The sequence below is a fragment of the Streptomyces sp. NPDC043738 genome (assembly GCF_056436545.1).
Genome location: NZ_JBWKCJ010000007.1, coordinates 1 through 22,637, shown reverse-complemented (window position 1 = coordinate 22,637; position 22,637 = coordinate 1). Strand labels below are relative to the sequence as shown.

Annotated in this window: 22 protein-coding genes and 3 pseudogenes; 15 read left to right on the top strand and 10 right to left on the bottom strand. The window is 69.4% G+C overall.

Translation table 11 applies throughout. The annotated features are described in order from the left end of the window. The first annotated feature begins 509 nt into the window (after positions 1–509). From AC0680_RS11885 to AC0680_RS11870, 4 genes are all read left to right on the top strand, one after another. Positions 510–1,595, top strand: coding sequence for a pyridoxal-phosphate dependent enzyme (locus AC0680_RS11885; RefSeq protein ID WP_478627171.1), 1,086 nt, complete (start codon positions 510–512; stop codon positions 1,593–1,595). Between the two features lie 82 nt (positions 1,596–1,677). Continuing rightward, complete coding sequence (locus AC0680_RS11880) at positions 1,678–2,739, top strand: ornithine cyclodeaminase family protein (RefSeq protein WP_478627168.1); 1,062 nt, start codon at positions 1,678–1,680, stop codon at positions 2,737–2,739. A gap of 93 nt (positions 2,740–2,832) precedes the next feature. Next, a complete protein-coding gene (locus AC0680_RS11875) occupies positions 2,833–3,795 on the top strand; it encodes an ornithine carbamoyltransferase (protein WP_478627165.1) in 963 nt (320 codons plus the stop codon). A 266-nt stretch (positions 3,796–4,061) separates the two neighbouring features. Next, positions 4,062–5,171, top strand: coding sequence for an NAD(P)/FAD-dependent oxidoreductase (locus AC0680_RS11870; RefSeq protein WP_478627163.1), 1,110 nt, complete (start codon positions 4,062–4,064; stop codon positions 5,169–5,171). A gap of 207 nt (positions 5,172–5,378) precedes the next feature. On the opposite strand, the pseudogene AC0680_RS11865 reads toward AC0680_RS11870, so the two are convergent. The 3 genes and pseudogenes from AC0680_RS11865 to AC0680_RS11855 form a co-directional block, all read right to left on the bottom strand. After that, positions 5,379–5,609: pseudogene (locus tag AC0680_RS11865) on the bottom strand (MmyB family transcriptional regulator); the annotation flags it as partial. A gap of 95 nt (positions 5,610–5,704) precedes the next feature. Continuing rightward, positions 5,705–6,355, bottom strand: coding sequence for a hypothetical protein (locus tag AC0680_RS11860; protein ID WP_478627160.1), 651 nt, complete (start codon positions 6,353–6,355; stop codon positions 5,705–5,707). Beyond that, positions 6,352–6,795 carry a hypothetical protein gene (locus tag AC0680_RS11855; protein ID WP_478627159.1) on the bottom strand — a complete coding sequence of 148 codons (444 nt, stop codon included), beginning with the start codon at positions 6,793–6,795 and terminating at the stop codon, positions 6,352–6,354. The genes AC0680_RS11860 and AC0680_RS11855 overlap by 4 nt, the downstream gene beginning before the upstream one ends. A gap of 386 nt (positions 6,796–7,181) precedes the next feature. Here AC0680_RS11855 and AC0680_RS11850 point away from each other — a divergent pair, with 386 nt between their 5' ends. The 3 genes from AC0680_RS11850 (at position 7,182) to AC0680_RS11840 (ending at position 9,132) form a co-directional block, all read left to right on the top strand. Further along, positions 7,182–7,463: a hypothetical protein gene (locus tag AC0680_RS11850; protein ID WP_478627157.1), complete on the top strand. Its 282-nt coding sequence runs from the start codon at positions 7,182–7,184 to the stop codon at positions 7,461–7,463. A 339-nt stretch (positions 7,464–7,802) separates the two neighbouring features. Then, positions 7,803–8,132: a DUF6207 family protein gene (locus AC0680_RS11845; protein WP_478627155.1), complete on the top strand. Its 330-nt coding sequence runs from the start codon at positions 7,803–7,805 to the stop codon at positions 8,130–8,132. A gap of 559 nt (positions 8,133–8,691) precedes the next feature. Beyond that, the gene (locus AC0680_RS11840) at positions 8,692–9,132 is read left to right on the top strand and encodes a WapI family immunity protein (protein WP_478627154.1); all 441 of its coding nucleotides are present in this window, start codon (positions 8,692–8,694) and stop codon (positions 9,130–9,132) included. A 203-nt stretch (positions 9,133–9,335) separates the two neighbouring features. Here the strand turns inward: AC0680_RS11840 and AC0680_RS11835 are convergent, their stop codons facing one another. The 4 genes and pseudogenes from AC0680_RS11835 to AC0680_RS11820 all read right to left on the bottom strand — a co-directional run bounded on the left by AC0680_RS11835 (position 9,336) and on the right by AC0680_RS11820 (position 11,812). Then, the gene (locus tag AC0680_RS11835; protein ID WP_478627152.1) at positions 9,336–9,680 is read right to left on the bottom strand and encodes a YciI family protein; all 345 of its coding nucleotides are present in this window, start codon (positions 9,678–9,680) and stop codon (positions 9,336–9,338) included. 65 nt (positions 9,681–9,745) lie between these two features. Next, positions 9,746–10,645 (bottom strand): Vgb family protein, encoded by a 900-nt coding sequence (locus tag AC0680_RS11830; RefSeq protein ID WP_478627653.1) that lies wholly within the window; start codon positions 10,643–10,645, stop codon positions 9,746–9,748. 5 nt (positions 10,646–10,650) lie between these two features. After that, positions 10,651–11,308 (bottom strand): annotated as a pseudogene (locus tag AC0680_RS11825) (CatB-related O-acetyltransferase). A 105-nt stretch (positions 11,309–11,413) separates the two neighbouring features. After that, positions 11,414–11,812, bottom strand: coding sequence for a VOC family protein (locus AC0680_RS11820; RefSeq protein ID WP_478627150.1), 399 nt, complete (start codon positions 11,810–11,812; stop codon positions 11,414–11,416). Positions 11,813–12,159: 347 nt separating this feature from the next. On the opposite strand from AC0680_RS11820, the gene AC0680_RS11815 reads away from it, so the two are divergent. Together AC0680_RS11815 and AC0680_RS11810 are read left to right on the top strand one after the other, a co-directional pair. Then, entirely contained in the window at positions 12,160–12,813 is a 654-nt protein-coding gene (locus AC0680_RS11815; protein ID WP_478627148.1) for a TetR/AcrR family transcriptional regulator, read from the top strand. A gap of 270 nt (positions 12,814–13,083) precedes the next feature. Next, positions 13,084–13,257, top strand: a complete 174-nt coding sequence (locus AC0680_RS11810) for a hypothetical protein (protein WP_478627146.1) — start codon at positions 13,084–13,086, stop codon at positions 13,255–13,257. 8 nt (positions 13,258–13,265) lie between these two features. On the opposite strand, the gene AC0680_RS11805 is transcribed toward AC0680_RS11810, so the two are convergent. Beyond that, a complete protein-coding gene (locus AC0680_RS11805; protein ID WP_478627144.1) occupies positions 13,266–14,228 on the bottom strand; it encodes a hypothetical protein in 963 nt (320 codons plus the stop codon). A 373-nt stretch (positions 14,229–14,601) separates the two neighbouring features. Here AC0680_RS11805 and AC0680_RS11800 point away from each other — a divergent pair, with 373 nt between their 5' ends. The 4 genes from AC0680_RS11800 to AC0680_RS11785 all read left to right on the top strand — a co-directional run bounded on the left by AC0680_RS11800 (position 14,602) and on the right by AC0680_RS11785 (position 19,475). Further along, a complete protein-coding gene (locus AC0680_RS11800) occupies positions 14,602–14,931 on the top strand; it encodes a DUF6207 family protein (protein ID WP_478627142.1) in 330 nt (109 codons plus the stop codon). A 328-nt stretch (positions 14,932–15,259) separates the two neighbouring features. After that, a complete protein-coding gene (abc-f, locus tag AC0680_RS11795) occupies positions 15,260–16,912 on the top strand; it encodes a ribosomal protection-like ABC-F family protein (RefSeq protein WP_478627141.1) in 1,653 nt (550 codons plus the stop codon). Between the two features lie 59 nt (positions 16,913–16,971). Beyond that, complete coding sequence (locus AC0680_RS11790) at positions 16,972–17,925, top strand: aminoglycoside phosphotransferase family protein (protein ID WP_478627139.1); 954 nt, start codon at positions 16,972–16,974, stop codon at positions 17,923–17,925. A gap of 302 nt (positions 17,926–18,227) precedes the next feature. Continuing rightward, positions 18,228–19,475, top strand: a complete 1,248-nt coding sequence (locus AC0680_RS11785) for a hypothetical protein (RefSeq protein ID WP_478627137.1) — start codon at positions 18,228–18,230, stop codon at positions 19,473–19,475. Between the two features lie 203 nt (positions 19,476–19,678). On the opposite strand, the gene AC0680_RS11780 is transcribed toward AC0680_RS11785, so the two are convergent. Beyond that, positions 19,679–19,849: an FAD-dependent monooxygenase gene (locus AC0680_RS11780; protein WP_478627136.1), complete on the bottom strand. Its 171-nt coding sequence runs from the start codon at positions 19,847–19,849 to the stop codon at positions 19,679–19,681. 151 nt (positions 19,850–20,000) lie between these two features. Here AC0680_RS11780 and AC0680_RS11775 point away from each other — a divergent pair, with 151 nt between their 5' ends. Then, positions 20,001–20,699 carry a tyrosine-type recombinase/integrase gene (locus tag AC0680_RS11775; RefSeq protein ID WP_478627134.1) on the top strand — a complete coding sequence of 233 codons (699 nt, stop codon included), beginning with the start codon at positions 20,001–20,003 and terminating at the stop codon, positions 20,697–20,699. Between the two features lie 493 nt (positions 20,700–21,192). Here the strand turns inward: AC0680_RS11775 and AC0680_RS11770 are convergent, their stop codons facing one another. Further along, the gene (locus AC0680_RS11770) at positions 21,193–21,798 is read right to left on the bottom strand and encodes a hypothetical protein (protein WP_478627132.1); all 606 of its coding nucleotides are present in this window, start codon (positions 21,796–21,798) and stop codon (positions 21,193–21,195) included. Positions 21,799–21,975: 177 nt separating this feature from the next. Between AC0680_RS11770 and AC0680_RS11765 the strand changes: the two are divergent. Next, positions 21,976–22,266 (top strand): annotated as a pseudogene (locus AC0680_RS11765) (Tn3 family transposase); the annotation flags it as partial. Positions 22,267–22,637: the final 371 nt, after the last annotated feature.

Here is a 22,637-nt window from a genome sequence, read left to right as displayed (position 1 = left end):
GGCCGAGGCGGGCCGCGCAGCCGTGGCGGAGAAGGCGGCGTCCGGCACGGTTGAACTGCTCAGAGGCGATTCGCAGGGCATGTTCTGCGGCACGGCCGGCGCCGTCGGCAGCCTGACGGACGGGGTCAGTGGGGCAGAAGAAGCAACATGTGGTCAGCCAGGCCCCATTGGCGTGAAATCGCGGTCAAGATCGGCCTGGCTTCGGCCGGCCGGCACCAGTGGGTGCCCGTTTCCCTCGCGGTGCAGGAGGTTTGGCCTCGGCGAGTAATGCGTTCATGGTGAGAAATTCGCCGTTTCGGTGTGTGTCCGGCTCATTCTGCTTTCGTCAAGGGCGGGGGAGGGGCCACCGTCCGCGGGACCATGATTTCCGGTCATCACTACCCGGCCCACCAAGGCGAATTCACGCTGATGACCGCGTGGCGGCGCGCTGAGATGCTCGAACCCGAGCGCGTTCGGGTGCCACCGGCATTCGATTCGCCCCAGACCGCGAACGGCAGCAAGGAGCGGCCATGTCCACGTCCGGCCGGCACGAGGAGAGCGCTTTAACGGACCCGCGGCGCCCAACGTGTGCTGCCTTCGACTGGGCACCCACCCCCGCTGTTCCCGTCCGTCTCCGGATCGACGGCGTGCCGCGGACCCTGTGGCTGAAGCTCGAGGCGTACAACCCGTACGGATCGATCAAGGGCCGTACCGCTCTGGCGCTGTGGCAGGACGTCGCCCTGCGTATCGATGCGCAGGCCGGGGTCATCGAGTCGACCTCCGGCAACCTCGGTCTGGCCCTGGCCGCCATCGCGGCGTCGCGCCGGGTTCCCTTCACGGCGGTGGTGGACCCACGCGTCAGCGGCTCGCTGGTCCGTGACATCCGGGCCCTGGGAGCCAGGGTGGTGAGCGTGGATATCCCCGATCACGCCGGCGGGTACCTGCTCAACCGCCTGAAGTACATACGGGACCGACTGCGCCACGACCCCCGGCTCGTCTGGACCGACCAGTACACGAACCCCGCCAATCCAGCCGCCCATGCCCGTTGGACGGCACCCGAACTGCACCGTCAGACCTCAGGTGCCCCCATGAGTGTCCTCGTCGCGGTCTCCACGGGCGGCACGCTCGCCGGGTTCCGCAGCTACCTCTCCGGGGCCGAGCCCGACTGGGAACTGATCGGCGTCGATGTCAACGGGTCGGCCGCCCTCGGCGGTGCCCCGGGCAGGCGAGTGCTCTCCGGGATCGGAGCGAGCTGCACCTCGTCCTTCCTGCCTCAAGGGCACCGTCCGACGCTCTACGTCACGCCCCAGGAGGCCGTGCGGACCTGCCTGTGGCTGCGCGAGCAGACGGGCCTTGGTATCGGAGCGAGTTCTGGGGCGCTCGTCGCGGCGGCGCTGCGCCTCTTCCGTAGCGACCCCGGGCGAACGGCGGCGGCGTGCGTGTGCCCGGACGGCGCCGACCGCTACGAGGAGACCGTGTACTCCGGAACCTGGCGGCGCGGCCAGGGGATCGGCGACCGGGACGCCGGCGACGAGGTGGACGTCGTCTCCGCACCACTCCTACGGCCGCCCAGGGCCGCCTCCGCCGGTTCGCTCCTCGGCGAGCCGAGCCCGTGAGCGACCACACGTCGAAGGACCCCCGCCTGCCGACCGGCGCACGCGACACCGTGCGGACCCATGAGCCAAAGGAGTGCGGCACGTGACCGAAGAGCTGCTCTTTCTCGACCGCGCGGCCATGCTGGCGTGCGCGAGCGACGTGGACGTGTGCGACACGATCGCCCGGGCCCTCCGGCACCACGCCGAGGGCGCCATCCGCATGCCGCCGGAGGGGTACCTGCCCTGGACCAACGAGGCGGGCGCCTACTGCCGTTCGCTGGCCATGCTGGGGGCGGTGGAGGCCGACGGCGAGACTCCGGTGCGCGGCGTGAAGCTCATCAACGCGGCCACCAGCAATCCCGGACTCGGCATGGAGCGCGCGGCCGGCATCAGTCTGCTCTTCGACCACCAAACGGCCCGCCCTGTCGTGCTCGCCGAGGCCGGCTGGCTCAGCGCCGCGCGCACCGCCGGGTACACCATGGTGAGCCTGCGCCACCTCGGACCGGTGGAGTGGGACACGCTCAGCGTCGTCGGCTGCGGCACGCTGGCCCGCCTCCACCTCGAGATGCTCGGTACCGCCTTCCCACAGGCGAAGACCGTGCACCTGTACGACACCGATCCCGCGCGTGCCGAGCGCCTGGCGCAGTGGCTCACACGGCACTGCCCGCAGCTGGTGCCGCACATCGCGCCGAGCGCGCGGGCGGCCGTGGGAGCCGCACAGGTCATCGTGACCACGACGACCGCGGACGCCGGGTATCTGCCCGCCGAGTGGCTCGAGCCGGGCACCTTCGTCGCTCATGTGTCCCTCGCCGACCTGCTGCCCGATGCCTTCCTGAAGGCCGAGGCCCTCTACGTGGACGACATCTCCCTGGTGGCGGACAACCCCCGGCGAGTCCTGGGGGCCCTGCTGCGGGACGGGCTGGTCGGCGCAGCCGGCATCGAGCCCGGAGTCGGCCATGCCGCCACCGGCGCGGACGGCACCGCGCGCGTGGTGAACGGGACCCTCGGCCAGGTGCTGACCGGTCAGGTGCCGGCCGTTCGGCCTCGTGACGGCCATGTCATCAGCAACCCCTTCGGCATGGCGATCCTGGATGTCGCCCTGCTGGACGCCGTGCACCAGGTCGCCGTGCGCCGCGGGCTCGGACAGCGGCTGCGTTTGTACTGACGGATGTTCCCTCAGACCTGACGGATGTGCTCGCACGCCTGACGGAGGCGCCTTGGCGCCTGAAGGACGTGCCTTGACAAAGGGAGAGACCCTGTGAACGACCTCTACGGCCGACCAGGCCCAGCACACGAGCGCGGGCTGTTCTCGCTCACGGACCTGGAGCCCGCCGCCCTGCGCAAGCTCGTCGCGAGGTCGGTCGAGCTCTTCCACAATCGGCAGGCGCACGACCGGCCCCTGCGCGAGCGCGTCGTCGGTCTCCTGTTCAGCTGTACTTCCACGCGCACGCGGACCGCGTTCCAGGTGGGTGCCGCACGGCTCGGCGGCACCCCGATCGCCTACGGTCCGCACGACCTCCAGCTCAACACCGGGGAGTCGGTCGGTGACACCGGGCGCGTGTTCGGGGCCATGCTGGACCTGCTCGTCGTACGCACCGCTAGCCCCGTCGCCGAGCTGCGGGAGCTCTCCCGTGCGGGCGGCCTGCCGGTGATCAACGCGATGGCGGCCGAGGAGCACCCGACCCAAGGCGTGTGCGACCTCGCCACGCTCACCCTCGCCCACGGCGATCTCAGCGGAATCCGGGTGCTGTACATCGGCGAAGGGAACAACACGGCCACCGCCCTCGCGTACGGCATCGCCACGGTGCCCGGCGCCCACGCCACGTTCCTCACGCCGCCGGGGTACGGCCTCCCGGCCGACACGCTGACGCACGCCCGGCGGCTGGCCGACGGCACAGGAGCCTCGCTGGCCGAGTCACACGACCTGGCCGACCTGCCCGACCAGGTGGACGTCGTCTACACCACCCGGTGGCAGACCACCGGAACCAGCAAAGCGGACCCGGCGTGGCGGGAGGTGTTCCGTCCCTTCCACGTGGACCCGGCGCTCATGCGCCGGTGGCCCGAAGCGTCGTTCCTGCACGACCTGCCCGCGCACCGCGGTGACGAGGTGGCGGGAGAGGTACTGGACGGGCCGCGCTCCCTCGCCTGGACCCAGGCCGCGATGAAACTGTCCAGTGCCATGGCCGTCCTGGAGAGCACCGCCGGCCTCCTTCCCGACTGACCCGACACCGGCTTGGTCAGGCCTGGCCTGGGCAGCGACATCACTGCCCAGGCCATGGCGACGGTCCAGGGGCGTCCGGCCGGTCCTGGGCGGGATGGGCTGTTCGCGGCGGATTCCCCGGCTCGAGCGGGTCCGGCCAGCTGGTGCGGCAGGCTCACCAAATGAGCTGACCTCATAGTGCTCACCGTTCCACATGCCCGCATGCTAGAAACGGGAGTTGAGTTCGCCCGTGATCTGGGAAGGGGTCGTTCGTGAGGACCGGGTCCGTGAAGCGGCCGGAACGTGTCGCTGTCATCGGAGTGGGGATCCTCGGAGCCAGCGTGGGCTGGCACCTGTCCCGGCACGGCGCCAAGGTGGTCTTCATCGACGCGGGCCAGCCGGGCGAAGGCGTCACCAACTGGTCTTTCTCCTGGGTCAACGCCAGCAACAAGACCACGCGCAAGTCCTACTTCGACCTGAACGTCGCGGGCATGGCAGCGCACCGTGAGCTTGCCAGGACCATCGGGCCAGACTCATGGTGGTATCCAAGCGGCCACCTGCGCTGGGCGGACGATCCCGCAGCAGAGACGAAGCTCCTGAAGACGGCCGAACAGCTGGCCAACTGGGACTACCGGACTGAGGTGTACACGGGGGCCGAGGTATGCCGCCGCCTCGAACCTGCTCTCACGATGCCCCGTGAGGTTCCAGTCGTGTTCCACCCCGACGAAGCCTGGGTGCACGGACATCATCTCGTCAGCCGCCTGGTCGGCCAGGCCGTTGCATCCGGCGCCGAGCTCCGGTCCGGCACCGCGGTCTGTGACATCGGCACAGGCACCGACGGGAGCATCCAGAAGGTGGCTCTGTCGGATGGGAGCCGTCTCGACGTCAACATCGTCGTGAACGCAGCAGGCCCCAGCGCCTCCCACGTCGCCGAGCTCATCGCACGGCACTTGCCGATGCGCCGGGAACCCGGAGCCGTCACCCGGATCGACTGCGCTCAGGTCCCGGTTCACCGGGCCATGCACGCGCCGCACATCGAGATCCGTCCTGACGGAGACGCTTCGGTAGTCCTCCACAGCCGCGAGATCGACGCACTCATCGACACGGGCGAAGACCCGGCGCAACTCGCACGGCTGCTCCACGAATCGGCGCGGCAGGTCGTCCGCGAACTCGGCAACGCCCGCATCGCACAGACACGGGTAGCCCACCGGGCCATCCCAGGCGACGGATTCCCCTCGGTGGGAGCGGTGCCGTCCGTTCCGGGCTACTACGAGGCCGTATCCCACAGCGGCATCACCCTCGGGCCGGTGATCGGCCGGCTGCTTGCTTCGGAGATCCTCAGCGGCAAGCGAAATGAACTGCTCGCGGACTTCCGCCCGGAGCGGTTCCCCACGTGACGGCCCGCGCAAGCGCCACGAGTACCGCGACCAGGCGGGCGTGTCTCCGTGCGCCCGAAACCGTCTCGTAAAGCCGCGCCGCCGCGTCACACGAGCCGGAAAGGCCGGCCGGTCCTCCACCTCTGCCGCTCCACCTCGCGCACGAGTCATCCCCGTATGGTGGTTGAGCGCCACATCTCGAGACGTGTTGCAAGCAGGACCAGCCGCTCAGCGATCCCCACCCCGGCCAGAGCCTACTGACTCCGCCGAACGAGATGACTTCTCAAGATCTGCGTGCTGCCCGTGCGAGGTCTCGGGCTGCCGTATCCACGCGGCCAGTAGCCGAAGCGCCTCTTCGGAGCTGGAGCCTGCTTCGGCGGTGTAGACACTCAGCCGCTGGTCCGGGTCGGCGGGCAGGGTGAGGGACTCGTAATTGAGGGTGAGCGGGCCGACGACCGGGTGGTGGAAGTGTCGTCACTTGCTGTCGGGCCCCCAGCGCGGGGCCTCGGCGGCGGCCGTCATCACCGGCGACGAGGCCCCTTTGTGGCTCGTGGTCACCAGTTGGTGAGGTCGACGATGCGTGAGCAGTGCGGGTCGTCGGTGCCGGTCGTGGTGAGCCGCTGTTCGTCGAGCAGTGACGGCAGGGCGGCCAGCAGTGCGGTGAGGGCGCTGCCGGGGCGTACGTCGGCGGCTGTGATCCCTGGCGGGGTCTCCTCGGTGTCGAGGTAGAGACGGAGCCGGTCTGGGGCCAGGAACAGGAAGCCGCACAGTTGGGTCTGTGGGCGTTCCTCGGTGGAAGGTTGAGCCAGGCTGCGCAGGAGCGTGTGGGTCCAGTCGTCGTTGGTGAAGGCGGCTGGGTCCACGGTCGCTGGGTCCACGGTGAACAGGGTCATTCCCATGACGGTGCTGACTCTGTCGCGGGGGTAGATGCGGGTTCCTGTGTGGACGGTGCGCAGGAGGGCGGCGACGTCGTGGGGTGTGCGCAGTTCGTCGCCTGTGCGGAGGGGGATCTCGTAGGCGGTGAGCTGGTCGGGGGCGTACTCGTCCTTGTCGCCGAGGACGACGCGCACGGCGTCGGTCGCGTCAGGCGCGGGCAGGACGCCCCGTACGTGCTGGTCCTCGACGAGGGGTGCGTAGACGTGGTGGAGCAGCAGGCTCGTGGTGTCGGCCTGTTGCTCCACGATTTCTTCGTGCTCGTAGGTCACTGATTCACCCAGTTCGGGCACTTCTGCATGCCCTTGCAGTATGCGGTGATCACGCCGATCGTATTGCCCTTCCCGGCGTCATATCGCCCGTCGTCCGTCTTGCGTGCGTGCCGGACGACGACCACGATCTTCACGGTTCCGTATTGGCGGTTGGTGGCGACGCCCCAGTACTCCAGGTTGGCCCCGTTCTTCTTGTCGACTGGACCTCCGAGGGGGATGTTGAGCAGGTCGCACTTGCGGATGTTGTGCCGGCCGGTGAAGTGGTTCCAGCCCAGTTCGGCGTTGCCTATGCGGGTCGGTATCTGGCGACCGTCGGGGTCGACGGCGCCGCACCTTTCCTTCTTGTTCCACCACGGTGCCGCGTTCGCGGGCGCGGCGGCTCCGGCGATGAGGATCGTTGCTGCTGCGACTGGCGACAGGAGTGCCGTGATCTTCTTCATGACCTGACCATGACATGCATGTTCTGCTTGATGTCCGCTCACTGACGCGCATGGCAACGATCTTCCGTCGCGGCCGGGTCGCACGCGGGACACTACCTGCGCCCGTCTACTCGTTCCACATCCACACGCCCGCAGAACTGCAGCTCAGCGGGCACGAACACCCGCCGGCAAGGGCACGTCGCCCGTACGTGGGCTGTTAGGACCGAGGTCAGGGTGCCGGTGGTGTGCGAGGTTGAGTACCCGGACTCATGCGCACGGGCGCGGGGGAAGGTTGGCTGCCGTCATGGAGAAGATGCCGTTCCGTACGGAGCCGAGCCGAGCCGGGACGTCCAGCGGAGGACGACCGTGATCCTCGGGCGATCATCCTTCCGGCGATCTCGACCGGCGTGACTCTGGCTGGGGCATTTGTGCTCGGCTGGCTCGTCATCATCACTTCCACCCTGTGCGGCAACGAGTGCCACAGCAAACACAACGAGCCGACCTTCTCGCTCATCTTCAAGGTGTGCTGCGAGTACGGGCTTGTGGTCCCCGCAGGACTACTACTGGTCAGCTGGGTTCTGCCGTGGCGGCGACGCCACAACACGTTGCGTTTGGCCGCTGCGGCTCTGGCACCGCTCTCCCTCGGAGCGCTCTATGTTCTCTTCAACGTATGGCTGACCCTCTGGTGAGGATGCGTCATCTGGTGGGGCATCCGGTCGGGGTGGGGGAGTAGGCGAGTTTCGTGGGGGCTCGCCCTGGCGTGGTCCACAGGCGCAGGAACGTGTCACAGAGGCTGGCGGCCTGATGCGGCCGTTCACCGCCACCGGCCCCGGGTCTCGCCCGCGAGCTTGAGCGTCACCGCAGCCGTCGCCGCTGCCCGGCGTGACGAGGATCCGGACGTGGGGACCGGTTGGCCACTCCGCGGCCGGGCCCAGAACTCGTCCAGGACCTGGTGCCTCAGTCACCCGCAGGGGTGGTGCTGCAGGAGACGGCGAACCGCGGATCGCTGCGGCGTCGTGGGGGGAGGCATGGACGATCGAATCGACGAGCAGCACCTTGGTGAGCCCGGCCTGTTGGTGCTCGACATCACCGCCGCTGATGAGGCGACCGCCCGGGCGGCGCTGGCGGATCTGGATGCGCTGTGGATGACTTCCGGTGTCGCCCGCGTGCGGTGCGTGCCTGGAGAGCCGGGCGTCCGGGCGCGCGTGTACGCGGCCCTGCGTCACCCGGCCGGCCTTGGCTACGCCGCCGAGGCCGGTACAACGCCAGAGGCTGGGTTCGGTGTCCGGGCAGCTGACGTGGCACGTCTCCACGCCGGTCATGAGAGTCTTCGCGGCCTGTTCCCGGGAAAGCGCTGAAACGGACCCGTGGCGTCACGCTTGCTGGATGTGACGCTTACCGGGGCGGCGGGTAGTGCACGCGTCCGCATGCCTGACGGCCACCGGGCTGGGCGTTCGGCGGCCGTCGTCACACAGTGCACTCGCTGTGTCTGTGTCCGACACCGGTGCGAGCAGCTGGCCGCGCCCACTCACGGGCCAGCTGATGGGAGTGGTGGGACTGGTTGCAGTGGGGAGAGTTCCGAGGGCCGTCGGGGCCAGGGGGCGACGGTTGCCGGGACTGCCGGCTGTGGTCACGATCGTTGCCCTTCTTGCCACCCCAGGAAGCCACCCGCCCCAACGTCTCCAGCCGCGTCACTGACAGGTAGCCGAGCTCGGCCTTCCCGGTAGGTGACGCCTCCGATCGCCTCTGCCAGGCGGAGGGGCTCCGCACCCTGGGCTTCGTGTGCACCACCAAGCTCTGGTGCCCCAAGCCGTCCCTACCGGATACGGCGAGGGCAAGGGCGGCTGTGACGTCGCGCGCTTGGCCTGCCGTCTAATTCCTTTAGTGGTGCGGGATACTGCCTGGCATCCTTGAGCGGTGCTACTGGCTGATCACGAACATCGCATCAAGCTGCGTCCGCTGCGCTATCAGTTCCCGGTGGTCAGCGGCGACCAGTATGACGACAACTGGCTGGTCATCGATGGTGAGGTGTCCACGCCCGAGGGCAGTTGGTCCTTCACTGACCCCTGCCTCCTGACCGATGAGGCCCGCCAGATCTCGCCGTGGCTGCGCGCAGTCGGTGGAGCAACGCTGGCGGACCCACAGTCGGACCTCTACTTCCTGGAGCCCGTGCTGTCCTTCAGCCACACTGGCTCTGGCTTCGTTCGAGTCCATCTCTCTCAGGAGGCGGCGCCCCCATGGCGGGATGGTGATGAGTGCTCGGACGAGTACGTCATCGAGATCAAGGCCACCGCCGTTGGCCTGCGCCAGGCGGCGGACGAGTGGGATCGTTGTCTGGCCCCGTTCCCATCGCGCTGACTTCCGGCTGCCGCCGGCATGGACAGGCCGCGGCTGTGGCCACCGCACGGGTAGCAGGCTCCAGCACCATGGGGTGCGCGTGCTGCGAGGCCGTTCACACGGCTACGGCCAGGCTGCGTGATAGGGCGGAGCCGGGCGGCACGACAGCGGCGTACCCGCGGGCGGGCGCTGTGCCGTCGGGCCGGTCCGGTCCTCCGTGTTGTTCAGGCGGATTCGAGGATCGGGCGGACCTCGACGGTCTCCGGGGTGGGGAGGCTCCTGGCCAGTTCGACGGCTTCCGCGCGGTTGGCCACCTCGACGATGAACCAGCCTCCGAGAGTCTCCTCGCCGGTCGCGGGTCCGTCGGTCACCGTCGTTGTCCCGTCGGCGGTGGTGCGCACGGTCGCGGGAGCGGTGTGCTCCGTCTCCAGGGCTTCACCGCCGACCAGTTTCCCGGCCGCGGCGAGGCTGCCGATCCAGCCTTCGTATTCCTTGCGGTATGCGGCCCGGTCGGCCTGGATCCGGCGGCGTGACTCGTCGGTTTCGAAGATCACGAGCGCGTATTTCATGGAGGTTCCTCTCCGACCGCCGTACGGGCGGTCGCTGCTGATGGTGTGTAAAGGGGGCAGCCCGTTCAGGCGGTGCCGTCCGCCGGAGCGATGCGGGCGAGTACGCCGATCTCCAGCGCGGTCCACAGGGCGCCGTCGGGGCCGACGGTGATGCCGTGTGGTTCGGAGTGGGGGGTGGGCAGGTCGTGGACGGTGACGGAGCCGTCTGGGGTGATCGTGCCGACGCGGTTGCCGCCCCATTCGGTGAACCATGCTGCGCCCTGTCCGTCGACGGTGACGGCGTGCGGTCGGGCGGCGCGGTTGGGCAGCGGGAACTCGGTGATCTGCCCGTCGGGAGTGATCCGGCCGATCTGACCGGCGGCGATCTCGACGAACCACAGTGTTCCGTCGCGGCCCGCGGCGATGCCCACCGGCGCCGCCTCCTGCGTCGGCAGGGAGTGGAGGGTGACCGCGCCGTTCATGTCGATCCGGCCGATGGCGTTGGCCTGGTTGAGGGTGAACCACATCCCGCCGTCTCCGCCGGCGGTGATCGCGGACGGGAACGCGCCGGTGACGGGGAGGGGAAACTCGGTGACGCTGCCGTCGACGGTGATGCGGCCGATGCGGTCGGCGGCGGTCTCGGTGAACCACAGCGCGCCGTCGGGTCCCGCCGCGATGCCGAACGGTCCGCAGCCGGGCGTGGGCACGCCGAATGTGTCGATGACGCCGTCGGTGGTGATCCGCCCGATCCGGTCCGCCCGGTACTCGGTGAACCACAGCGCGCCGTCGGGGCCGGGTGTGATGACGGTGGGCCCGCAGGTGGGGTCGAGCCGGTGGCTCGTCGGCTCCTCGCCGGGGACGAGCCGGCCGATCTGGCCGCTGTGGACGAGGGTGAACCACAGTGCGCCGTCTGGTCCCGTGGTGAGGGCGTAGGGTCCGGCCTCGCTGGCGGCCACCGTGTGCTCTTCGATGGACACCTGGGTCACATGACTCAAAGGGGCTTCCCCAATCCGTGCTCGGTGGCGATGCGTTCGATGTCGGCCGGGGTTCCGGCCATGATGGTGCGGGCGTGCTCGGTGACCAGGTCGGCGGGCCAGTCCCACCACGCGGCGCGCAGCAGCCGCTCGATGTCGGCGTCGGTGAAGCGCTGTCGGATCGGTCTTGCCGGGTTGCCACCGACGATCGTGTAGGGCGGAACGTCGGCGGTGACCATGGCGCCGGCCCCGATGATGGCGCCGTCGCCGATCCGTACGCCGGGCATCACAGTCGCCCGGCACCCGAACCAGACGTCGTTGCCGACGACCGTGTCGCCGCGGCTGGGCATGGCGGTGACGATGTCCAGGGTCTGCTCGGCCCACCGGCCACCGAACATGGTGAACGGGTACGTGGACACCCCCATCGCCGGATGCTCGGCGCCGGCCATCAGGAATGTGGTTCCGGTGGCGATCGCGCAGTAGTTGCCGATGGTGAGGCGCTCCGGCCCGTAGGCGTAGAGGACGTTGCGTTGCTCGAAGTCCGTGGCACCGTCCGGATCGTCGTAGTACGTGTACCTCGCCCACGGCGATGTTCGGCGAGGTGACCAGTGGCTTGAGGAACACCACGCGCTCGTGTGCGGGCAGCGGGTGAACGGTGGTCGGATCAGGTGACAAGGCCGGGGTCCTTTGCGGGGCTGCGGGATGTCGACGTCGCACACGGTCCGGGTTGGGCGTTGCCGGGGCGTGGCTCGGACCGACTTGGCCCGGTGCGGTGGGACCTCAGGCGTTCTCGGGTGCGGACGGGGTGACCCACTCGACGAACTGGACGATCACGCCGTTGGGGTCGGTGACCTGGAAAAGGCGCTCGCCCCAGGGCTCCTCGCGCAGCGGCATGGTGATCTCAACGCCCTCGGCGCGCAGCCGCTTCTCCTCGATCTCGATGCCGGTGGCGGTGAAGGCGAGGATCAGGCCGGAGGCGTGCTGGTCACGCTGGTCGGCCGGCAGCACTTCGGTGCCGCGTGCGAGCAGGACGATGTCCATCGCGGCGTCGCCGCGCGACAGGGAGGCGAATCCGTCGGCGGCGGCCTGCTCGGCGTAGCCGAGGTGGGTGGTGAAGAACCGCTGGGACGCGGCGACATCGTCGACGGTGAGCGAGACGGTGGACGCGGTGATCTGCAAGGCGCTTCTCCTCATTGGATTCCGGGTGGGGGTGCGGGTGTGGGGTGAGTGCAGGTCAGTAGCCGGAGCGGCGCGGCAGATTGCGGGCCTTCGGGGGGACCCACCGACCAGGTGCGGCAAGAGCGTGGGCGGGACGCTGATTGCCACGGGGCAGAGCCGGGGCGCGGTTGCCGCGCCCGGCCAGGACCGGGCCGATATCGATGGGCGCGATCCGAAGGGCGACAGGGCGGGGTTCGAGCATGGACACATCCGTTCTTCGCTCCGTAGAAAATTTACGACGGACGTAAACTTAACCTGACCCCCTTGAGGGTGTCAACATAAAAATGCCACGAGGGTAAGATTGCTCCATGACTACTGATGCCATCTCGTCCACACCCCCTACCGGCCTGCGGGAATCCAAGAAGCAGGAGACCCGGCAGCTCATCTCGGACGTCGCCACCGGCTTGTTCCTCGCCCAGGGTTTCGAGCGGACCACCATCGCCGAGATCGCCGCCGCCGCACGGGTGGCGAAGAAGACGGTGACGAACTACTTCCCGCGCAAGGAGGACCTGGCCCTGGACCACCAGGACGCCTTCACCGCCTCCCTGGCCGGTACGGTGACCGGCCGTCAGGCCGGCGAGTCGGCCCTGTCGGCCCTGCGCCGCGCCTTCGCCGACGCGGCCGCTGCTGCCGACCCGGTCGCCGGGTTCTCCGGCCCCGACTTCGCCCGCATGATCGCCGACAGCCCTACCCTCTCCGCCCGACTGCGCGACCTGCACGACCTGCGAGAGGCCGCCTTGGCCGACGCCTTGGCCGACGCCACCGGCGCACCCCGCGGCGACATCACCCCCCGCACCGCCGCCGCCCTGCTCGCCGCCGTGCACCGCACCCTGTTCCAGCGCATCCAGGAACTCACCCTCACCGGCCAGGACAACGCCCGAATCTCCGCCACTGTCATCGCGGAGGCGGACAGCGCCTTCGGCCTGTTGGAGCCTTCACTCGCCGACTACGCCGCAGCGTGAGCCAGGCGTCGCTCGTCGGCGTTCCGACGGCGCCCGGTCCGTGCTGGCAGGTGTGATCCACCGAAATGGCCGCGCTTCCAGGGGCCTTGCCGGACAGATGTTGGTGTGGTGCCGGCAAACGAACGAATGACGACAGGCGCCGTACACGTCCAATGGACCCGGACTCTTCGGGGCCCGTCGGCGGCGCGGATCCAATCACATCCGATGGTGGCTGATGACAGGGTTTGCTGACAGCCAGAGTCGAATGCGACCACCAGAACGAGGAGCGGCATGGCCAACCTGGTCTACAAGCGGGTGTCGGCCGACCAGCAGTCGACCGACCGTCAGGACCTCGTCCTGGACGAGGCCGGGATCCTCGTTGTGGCGGTCGATGCACTGGGTCAGCTTCCCGAGGCAGCTGTTCTCTTCCATGCCTGCTGGGTCAGGACAGATGCGGGCTCGTAGGGGACACGTCAGGACAGATGTGGGCTCGTAAGGGCCACCAGTCGTGCTAGAGCCGCGGTTCGCACTTCGGGCGTCTCCATCGGGTCATCGCGCAGTGCCGCGATCCGTTCCATGGCCTCCGCGCTTGCGGGTGCCGAGGCGATGCCCAGTAGCCGTGCGCTCTCCTCACAGTCCCAGAGGGACTCGGTGTACGCGAAGTCCAGACCGTTCCGGTCGATGGCTGCGAGTGCCTCCAGGTACGCGGCCCGCTCGATTGAGTGCGGGGTGCGCAGCCAGAAGCGCCGCAAGTGGGGCACCGCTCCGGCAGCGTCGGGCCCGAACCGAGCCAGGCGGCGGGCCGTCCGGTCGGGACCGCACCAGGCCCGCGCCGCCCATTGCTCGGCGAGCTCCTTCACGAGTCCGGGCAATGCCTCGGGGCCGGGATGGTCGGCCAGGACGTCCGCCCCCAGTTGGGCCAGCCAGGGGCGTCCGTCCTGCGCCCAGCCGTGCGCAGCCGGTACCGCGGCGGCGCCGAGGCGTTCGACGGCCCGCCTGAGCAGGGGCAAGGGCCGGCGCCCGTCCAGGGTGCCCAATGAGGGAACCAGAGGGATCAGTTCCTCAGTGGGCTCTTGGTTCAGTGCACGCAGTGCGTCGACCTTCGTGTTGTCGTCAGTGCGGTTGTCGACGAGCAGGGAGAAGAGCTCTTCGGCGCTGAGTCCTGCCAGTGATGGCCGCGGAACGGACGGGCGACTGTGCACCTCGATCCCGAACCGCCCCCACGGCTCGAAGTACCACGGAAGCTCTGCTTCTTTGCTGATCCGAGCGCGGGCGATGTCGCCGAGGTCTTCCCACCACTCTGGCGGCCAGCCGGCTGATACCGACTCCAGTACACGGGCCCAGTGCTCACCTTCCCGGATATACGCCCGAAGCCCCTCCCGGGCCTGATCCGATCCGGCGAGAGCCAGCAGCTCCAGTACCTCGCAGGCCCGCAAGCAAGCCTCCTGGTCCCCCGCGAGCTGGTCCAAGACTGGTTTTGGGGACAGCCCCAGGTCCTGGACCAGACGCGCCAGGTACACAGACCGATCGTCGGTCCCCTCCCATCGCCAGTCACGGCGGACCCCATCCAGGACGAGCACGGCGGACCCCTGCGGGTCCCGGAGCGCTCGGACCGCGCCCAGCCCACGCCCCCGTTGCAGCAGGCCCTCGACAGAGTCGGGGTGGGCGTATGACATCTCGTACTCATCGCTCATCACCCCGGCACCCTGCCGGACCAGACGCCGACCCGCCAGGCGATAACGGTCACGTCGCACCACGCCGGCCGTCCTGATCGAGCCAGGCCCGGTCTCTGGCGACGTCCGCGCTCGCATGGACGATCGAATCGACGAGCAGCACCTTGGTGAGCCCGGCCTGTTGGTGCTCGACATCACCGCCGCTGATGAGGTGACCGCCCAGGCGGCGCTGGCGGACCTGGATGCGCTGTGGATGACTTCCGGTGTCGCCCGCGTGCGGTGCGTGCCTGGAGAGCCGGGCGTCCGGGCGCGCGTGTACGCGACGCTGCCTGGCCCGGCCGGCCTTGGTTACACCGCCGAGGTCGGTACAACGCCAGAGGCTGGGTTCGGTGTCCGGGCAGCTGACGTGGCACGTCTCCACGCCGGTCATGAGCGCCTTCACGGACTGTTCCCGGGAAGGCGCTGAAACGGACCCGTGGCGTCACGTCTGCTGGATGTGATGCCTACAGGGGCAACGCGTAGGGCACCGTACGCACGACCGACGGCCACCGGGCCGGGCGTTCGGCGGCCGTCGTCACACCTCGTACCCGCTGCGTTGGGCTGCCCACGTCGCACCGTCCCCGGACGGGCGGGGTGCTGCGGCTCACGGACTTCGCGCCCGCGCGAATTGAAGCGAGACGGTTCGTCTTGTTATGGTGAGGGCATGGCATTCCTCTTCTTCGTCTGAGTCCGGGCACGGCCCCTGCCGCCGTTTCTGCTGCCCGTAGACCCTTCGTATGCCCAGGGAAAGTCCTATGCGCGACCGCGCTCATACCGCCCTGCCCACCACCGTCCCCGCGGTGGCGCAGCTGTCTGTCAAGTCCGTCACCAAGTCCTACGGCACCCGGACCATCCTCGACCAGGTCTCCTTCACCGTCCGGCCGGGCGAGAAGGCCGCCGTCATTGGTGAGAACGGCTCCGGCAAGTCCACCCTGCTGCGGCTGCTCGCCACGGCCGAGACGCCGGACGCCGGGGAGGTCACCGTACGTTTTCCCGGCGGAACCGGCCACCTCGCCCAGGCCCTCGACCTCGATGTGGACCGCACCGTGCAGGACGCCGTCGACCTTGCGCTGAGCGAACTGCGCGATATGGAGCGAAGGCTCCGTGCCGCAGAGGAGTCCCTCGCCGACGCGTCGGACGAGGAACTTGCCGCGTACGGCGAGCTGTTGATCGCTTACGAGGAACGCGGCGGATACGAGGCGGACGCCCGTGTGGATGCCGCCATGCACGGGCTCGGGCTGGCCCGGTTCCCCCGGGAGCGCCTGCTCGGCTCACTGTCCGGCGGCGAGCAGTCGCGCCTCGCGCTCGCCTGCGTCCTGGCCGCCGGCCCCGAACTGCTGCTCCTGGACGAACCGACGAACCACCTCGACGCGGCGGCCGTGCGCTGGCTGCAGGAACACCTGCGCGCACATCGCGGCACCGTCGTCGCGGTCACCCACGACCGCGGCTTCCTGGACCGCATCGCCACCACGATCCTGGAGGTCGACCGGGACGAGTGCACCGTGCGCAGGTACGGCGACGGCTGGGTCGGCTACCGTGCCGCGAAGGCCGCCGCCCGGCGCCGAGCGCAACAGCGGTACGCGGACTGGGTCGAGGAGGTGGCCCGCACACAGGAACTGCTGGAGGCCGCAGGCAGGAGGCTGGCCACCACCAGCCGCGACCCGAAGCAGGGCTTCGGCAAGCACCGCCGCTCCAGCGAGGCGAAGCTCGGCGGGCAGGTGCGCTCGGTGCGGGAGCGCCTGGATCGGCTGCGGCGCAACCCGGTGGCGGAGCCGCCGGTACCGCTCAGGTTCACGACGGCGCTGCCGTCGGCAGCCGGCGGCCCGGTCCAGGGCACCCTCGCCGAGCTCGACAACGTACGCGTCGGGGAACGGCTGCGCCTGGACGGGCTCCTGGCGATCAAGCCCGGAGGGCGCCTCCTTGTCACGGGCGAGAACGGCGCGGGCAAGACGACGCTGCTTCGCGTCCTGGCGGGCGACCTGCTGCCGGACGCGGGCACGGCGCGCCGCCCCGCCCGGATCGGCTACCTCACTCAGGAACTGCCCGCGCACGCCACGCGGCTGACGCTGCTCGCCGCGTTCGCCACCGGGCGGCCCGGGCTGCCGGACGAGTACGCCGAACAGCTCCTGTCCCTGGGCCTGTTCCGTGAACAGGACCTGCACGTCCCGGTCGCCGCACTGTCCGTGGGACAGCAGCGACGGCTGCAGATCGCGACCCTGGTGACCCGGCCCGCGGACCTCCTCGTCCTCGACGAGCCGACCAACCACCTCGCACTCGACCTGGTCGAGGACCTTCAGGCGGCGCTCGCGGCGTACCCAGGGGCGGTGGTCGCGGTCTCGCACGATCGCGACTTCCGTGCGCGCTTCGAAGCCGAGCGGCTGGAACTGCACGCCGGCCGCAGGCGCTGACCCGGTCCGGCCCGCCCTGAATCGCCTGACATCCATCAATCCACTGGGACAAGGGATCCATGACCACCTTCCTGACACCACAACAGCGCGCCGACCGCACCTCCGCCGCCGTCGAGGCAGCCGTCGCGGCCGGGTGTGAGCTTGGCCTGACCGTCACCGAGCCCACGGTGCTCCACGACGTCTTCTCGGTCGTCGTCCACCTGGCCCCCTCGCCGGTCGTGGCCCGGATTCCCACCGTCCTGCCCCGCCCGGACGACCTGGCCGCCCTCGCGCGTCGCCAGCAGGACGAGCTGGATGTCACACGGTGGTTGGCCGACCAGAAGATCCCGGTCATCGCGCCCAGCCCGCTCGTGCCGCGCGAACCCGTGCGGCGCGACGGGTTCTCGATGACGTTCTGGTCGTTCGTCGAGGAGGCCCGGGACGAGGAGCCCGACTACGTCGCGAACGCCGAGAGCGTCGCCGACCTGCATGCGGTACTGCGCGCCTACCCGGGCCGCCGCCTGGAGTTCCTGTCCGCGGCCGACCCGCGGTTCATCGCGGATGGCCTCGCCCTGCTCGACCAGCATCCCGACCTGATCGGAGCGGCCGAGCTCGACCGGGCCCGCCGCGAATGGCGGTTCCTCGAACCCCTCGTACGCTCACGCAGCTCCTTCGAGGCTCGGTTCCCCGGCGTCGACCTCCAACCCATCCACGGCGACTCCCCGCCCGCGAACATCTTCAACGGGGTGGACGGCGACCTCTACGCCGACTTCGAACTGGTCACCCTAGGGCCCGTCGAGTGGGACCTGGCCGCTCTCGGGCCCGAACACGAAGCCGCCTACAACCGCGGCGCACGACGCAACGGCACGAGGCGGCTCGACGGGGAGGTCCTCGCCTTCGTCAACGCCCTGGGCATGCTGCGGGTCATCGCCACCCTCACCCTGGTCCCGCAGCTTCCCGAACTGATGGAGTACCTCAAGCCGGCGGTCGACCACTGGCAGATGACGCCCTTCGCCGGCGGCATGAGCAGCTGATACCGACCGACTGGTAGCCGAGCCTGACACTCACAGCCCGTAGTTGACTGGCGAGGCTGTCGGCGGCCACGACATGGCCGAGCCGGAAGCCTCCTGGTCGGGTGGGGTTCCCTCGTGGGCGGAGGGCCGCGTGGAAGGCGCGCTGTGCGTCCTCGCGCCCGGGACGGGGGCTGGTCAGCAGGAAGCATCCGGCGGGTCGGCGGCCTGGCCGTCCCCCGCCGCAGCATGCGGCACCGGTTGGCCGGGGTACGCTGCCGCTCGCTGAGAGCCGCTCCGAGGAGGAGCGGCAATGGGGAGCGATCATGTGCAGAGCTGCGGGAATCAGGCACACGGGCATTGCGGCCATGGCCGTGCTGGCCATTGTGGTCACGGCTGCGGGGTGCGGAACGGACTCCGATCCGACCGGCTCCCGGACCACGGCCTCCGCCGACACGGCGGGCTCCGGCGGCAAGGACGCCGCGCCGAAGGCCCCTGCAGTCTCCCTCACTTGGGAGTTCGAGCACATCGCGGACTTCAGTGGAGAGCTCGTCGATGTCGCTGCCCTGGCCGAGGACGACATCTGGGCGGTCGGGACCGAGAACAACGGCAAGTCCAACCCCCACCTGCTGCACTACGACGGTAGGCAGTGGAAACGCGAACCCCTTCCCGAAGCTCTCGACGCCGGCGTCTACCCGCCCTTGCTCGAAGAGGTCGGTCAGAAAGTGCTGTGGCTGCGGCCGCAGACCTCTGAAGGCGGCACCGCCGTGAACCGCTGGAGAAGCTGGGACGGCACCCGCTGGTCCGCGGTACCGAGCCCCCCGCCAGGCAATGTCGGCAACTTCGAGGCCTCGGGCCCGGACGACATCTGGGCCCTCGGCGGCGAGCAGACCGCCCAGCACTGGGACGGCACCCGCTGGACCACGACCCGCCTGCCGTACGGCTCCTCCGACCTCGCCGTGGTCGGTCCCGACGACGTCTGGGCAGTCGGCAGCCGCTCGACCGGGCCGGGCACCGAACTGAGCTACGGCGAGCGCTACAGCCAGCCCGCCTCGATGCACTGGGACGGCACGTCCTGGAAGTCGGTGGAGACTCCACAAGCCCGCTTCGAGGAGCCGATCCCGCCGGAGCCCAGCGCCGGCCTCACCCAGGTCTTCGCGCTCGACAGTGGTGAGGTGCGCGCATACGGCAACAACGGCTTCAACCACGGAGAGGTCGAGAACGAACCCGCGGACGAGTCCATCCGACTGCGCTGGGACGGCTCGAAGTGGGTCGAACAGGATCCTGTGCCCGGCGGGTGCGCTCTGCGTACCCCGGTGGGTCAGGACGACGAGGGCCTGTTCCTCGACGGCAACTGGTACCTGACCGACGACGGCCGGTGTGTGAAGATCAAGCGCCACCGCCTGCCCGTGTCGACCGGTGCCCGCAAGGAGTCGAACCAGTCGCTGTGGCTGAAGGAGATCCACCGGGTGCCCGGCACCGACGAGTGGCTGGGCGCCGGACACGTCCAGGTCAACCAGTCCGGCGATCCCTTCGGCGCCCCGGTCGTCGTACGCCTGAAACGCGGCAGGTGACCTCCCGCACCCTTCACGCGAAAGATTCGCCCCCGCTGTCCCCGCTCAAGCACCGCACCCCGAACGTGCTCGGCCGGTACAGCTTCACCGCCTCCCGTCCCCGCGTGAGGGCCTGCGGCCTCTGCGCGCCCCGGACGCGGTAGAGCTGGACGACGATGACGGCGGCCGCGAGGACTGAGCCGCGCGGCTTACGCCGACATTGATCATCGATGACGCAGCCGGGCGACAGCATCGCGGATTGCCGCGCCGGCCCCCATCCCGGCGGTGGGTGGTGTCGCGTGGACGGCGTCGCCAAGCGCGGTGATGCGGCCCGCAGGCCATGGCGCGAGCTCGGTGGCGCGGGTCGAGGCGGCGTTGAAGCGGTACGCGGCCACACATGCGCAGAGTGATGCGATCGACATCGACGCCGGAATCGCCGCTGAGATCCGGCCCGCGGCCGAGTAGTCGGCCGCGACGGTCCCAGAACGCGTCGCGGTCGCGCAGGTCTCCGCCCACGACAGCCTGGAACGACTCTGGAGTGCACCGATGCCGTTCCTCTTCCAGCGCCGCTGCGGCCCAGAAGACCGGACGATCCCGCGCAACTACATCTACACCTGCCTCAACGACGCCCTCTCCGCCAGCGGGCTGACCGGGCCCGGCGATGAGCAGCTGCGCTACACACCGCACGACTTCCGGAGAATCTTCGTGACCGATGCCCTCCGCTCCGGCCTGCCGCCTCACATCGCCGCCCGCATCTGTGGCCATCGGATGGTCGACACGACTCTCGGCTATGCCGCGATCTCTCCCGAGGACGTCATCAACCACCACCGGTCCTTCATCGCCCGCCGCCGGTCGCTGCGACCCGGCGAGGAGTACCGCGAACCCACCGCGCAGGAATGGCAGGACTTCCTGGACCACTTCGAGCTGCGGAAGGTCGCCCTCGGCGTCTGCGCACGCGACTTCGGTACTCCCTGCGTCCACGAACACGCCTGCATCCGCTGCCCCGTCCTGCGGCCCGATCCCGAACAGATGCCCCGCCTGGAGGAAATCCACACGAACCTGCTCGACCGGCTCCAGGAGGCCAGGGAACAAAGCTGGCTCGGCGAGGTCGCCGCGATCGAGGCCAGCCTCGCCGCCGAGCGGAAACTCCCCGCCATGCGCGACCTCGCAGCCCGACACACCACCGTCCACCTCGGCATGCCCGACTTCCGCAGCAGTGCCGGACGTCTTGATGCCCAGCAGTGACGGCGGTGCCGCCTCGCATCAGTACCGTCGGTCCAAAGCCTCAACGAGGCTGCGAAGTTCGCGCGACCGGCGGCGGGACATCGCCAGCATCACCGCTTCGAGGAACTCTCGGGCCCGCCACGGATCACCGCAACAGGCCCACTCCGTGCAGCCATCGCTCTCGTACTCCCACAACCGTCGATTCGGCTGGTGGACAAAGCTCTGCCAGCGCACCATCGCCGACCCGATCGAGCCCGGCCACAGGTACTTCTTCTGACGCTCGATCCGTCGAACCTCGGCGAGTGCGGCCGAGGAGAGGCCACGGATGGCCGTGCTGTCGTCATGCTTCCGGCGCCGGCGCGGCAACTCGGCCCGGACGCGCCCTGGCCGACTACGCGGCATGGGCCTTTCTGTTGATCGTCATGCCGGTCATCTTCCCATCTGCGGGCGCTACGCGACCAGCCCGGACTGACCCGCAACCCTCCGCGCGGCTCGGACACCCTGCAGATCGCGCCTACAGATCTCCCTCGTGCCCAGCGACGAAAGGCGGTGTGACCTCGATGATCACGGCCGTGCCGACAACCGGCCTGCCCTCGTGCATGGTGATCACATCGTCCGGCCGCACATGGCGCCATTGTTCGGGGCTCAGTGGCGCCAAACGGACCGTCGCACTCTCTCCCGGTACCAGGCCGGGCGCACCCTCCACCCACAGTCGCGCTACGTTCACCGACCGTCCGCCATCGGGCGCCCGGTTGCCGATGTCCCAGAGCGGCCGCAGCTGCCCCTGCCCGGAGAAGGCGGTCTGACGTCCGCCCTCCTTCGTGCTCAGCAGGCTCAGCCTGGCCCGGAGGGTGCCGTGCTGCATCTCCCAGGCCCGCCACTCGCACCAGTCGGCACTGTGCTCCAGCATCATCTGGCGGGCTGCGTCCCCGAGTAGCGACCAGAATCGCAAGGAAACCGGCTGCTCGTCCGCGATCTCCATCAGGAGTTCGAGGACGAGCTCCCACTCCTGGTGCCGTTGATAGTCGCGCACGTCGTCACCCGTCACACCGTTTTCGGCCCGGGCGCCCTCGGGGAGTAGACCAGTCGCTCGCCGAAGCAGCGTGACAGCATCGTCCATGCGGAGCATTTTCCAAGGCGCCAGCGACGTCCTCGTCGGGCACCCTCGCGAGAACCGGCTCGGCGACACGCCCGGGAGGCCACCGATCCTCAAGGAAATTCGGTCGCTACTCTCAGCGAGCGACCTGTCGGCTGAGAGACGGCCCCAGGCGGTCAGCGCGCCAAGTTCGGATAAGGCCAGATCGGCGCCCTCGGCCTCGTGCTGAACGCGCTGGTGCTGTTCACCGCCCGCTACCTGGACGCCGCCGTGGCGAAGCCGAAGGCGGACGGCTTCGATGTCCGTGAGAAGGACGTCGCCCGGCTCTCGCCGTTCGTCCGCCACCACGTGAACATGCTTGGCCACTACTCCTTCCAGCTGCCGGAGCTGCCCGGCGGGAAGCGGGCGCCGCGCGACCCGGACGAGGTCGATGACGAGGCGGCGGTGAAGACGCGACCCGGTGGGCGATGTCACCGTGGCTCACCACGGTGATCGCGCATAACGGCCACGGGCTCAGATCCGGCAGTGTCTGGGCGGGATTGGCGCCCAGATCGGCTTCGATGGTGGGCACGGCGATGTTGGTGATGAAGTAGTCGAGGACGGTGATGAAGGTTCCCACCATGACGATGGCCAGCGCACCCAGCCAAGGACGACTGCTGGCACCGTCGGGTGGATTCCCCTCCGCTTCGGGCTTGGTGTCGGACCTGGCGTCGGTAGTCATCTTGGTGCTCTTTGCAGGAAGGTCGGCTGCTTGTGCTCTGGGGTTCCGCGCGGGCGGAAGCGGACAGACCCCCTGACCCCAAGGATCTGTCCGGTGGCAGCCGTGCCGGGGCTCGGGTCAGGTACCGGCGGGCATCTTGTCG

Excerpts from the sequence above, each read along its gene's own strand:
- AC0680_RS11885 (WP_478627171.1), top strand. The coding sequence starts at position 510 with ATGTCCACGTCCGGCCGGCACGAGGAGAGCGCTTTAACGGACCCGCGG.
- AC0680_RS11855 (WP_478627159.1), bottom strand. The coding sequence starts at position 6,795 with ATGAAGAAGATCACGGCACTCCTGTCGCCAGTCGCAGCAGCAACGATC.
- AC0680_RS11845 (WP_478627155.1), top strand. The coding sequence starts at position 7,803 with ATGGACGATCGAATCGACGAGCAGCACCTTGGTGAGCCCGGCCTGTTG.
- AC0680_RS11835 (WP_478627152.1), bottom strand. The coding sequence starts at position 9,680 with ATGAAATACGCGCTCGTGATCTTCGAAACCGACGAGTCACGCCGCCGG.
- AC0680_RS11815 (WP_478627148.1), top strand. The coding sequence starts at position 12,160 with ATGACTACTGATGCCATCTCGTCCACACCCCCTACCGGCCTGCGGGAA.
- AC0680_RS11810 (WP_478627146.1), top strand. The coding sequence starts at position 13,084 with ATGGCCAACCTGGTCTACAAGCGGGTGTCGGCCGACCAGCAGTCGACC.
- AC0680_RS11800 (WP_478627142.1), top strand. The coding sequence starts at position 14,602 with ATGGACGATCGAATCGACGAGCAGCACCTTGGTGAGCCCGGCCTGTTG.
- abc-f (WP_478627141.1), top strand. The coding sequence starts at position 15,260 with ATGCGCGACCGCGCTCATACCGCCCTGCCCACCACCGTCCCCGCGGTG.
- AC0680_RS11790 (WP_478627139.1), top strand. The coding sequence starts at position 16,972 with ATGACCACCTTCCTGACACCACAACAGCGCGCCGACCGCACCTCCGCC.
- AC0680_RS11785 (WP_478627137.1), top strand. The coding sequence starts at position 18,228 with ATGTGCAGAGCTGCGGGAATCAGGCACACGGGCATTGCGGCCATGGCC.
- AC0680_RS11775 (WP_478627134.1), top strand. The coding sequence starts at position 20,001 with ATGCCGTTCCTCTTCCAGCGCCGCTGCGGCCCAGAAGACCGGACGATC.
- AC0680_RS11770 (WP_478627132.1), bottom strand. The coding sequence starts at position 21,798 with ATGGACGATGCTGTCACGCTGCTTCGGCGAGCGACTGGTCTACTCCCC.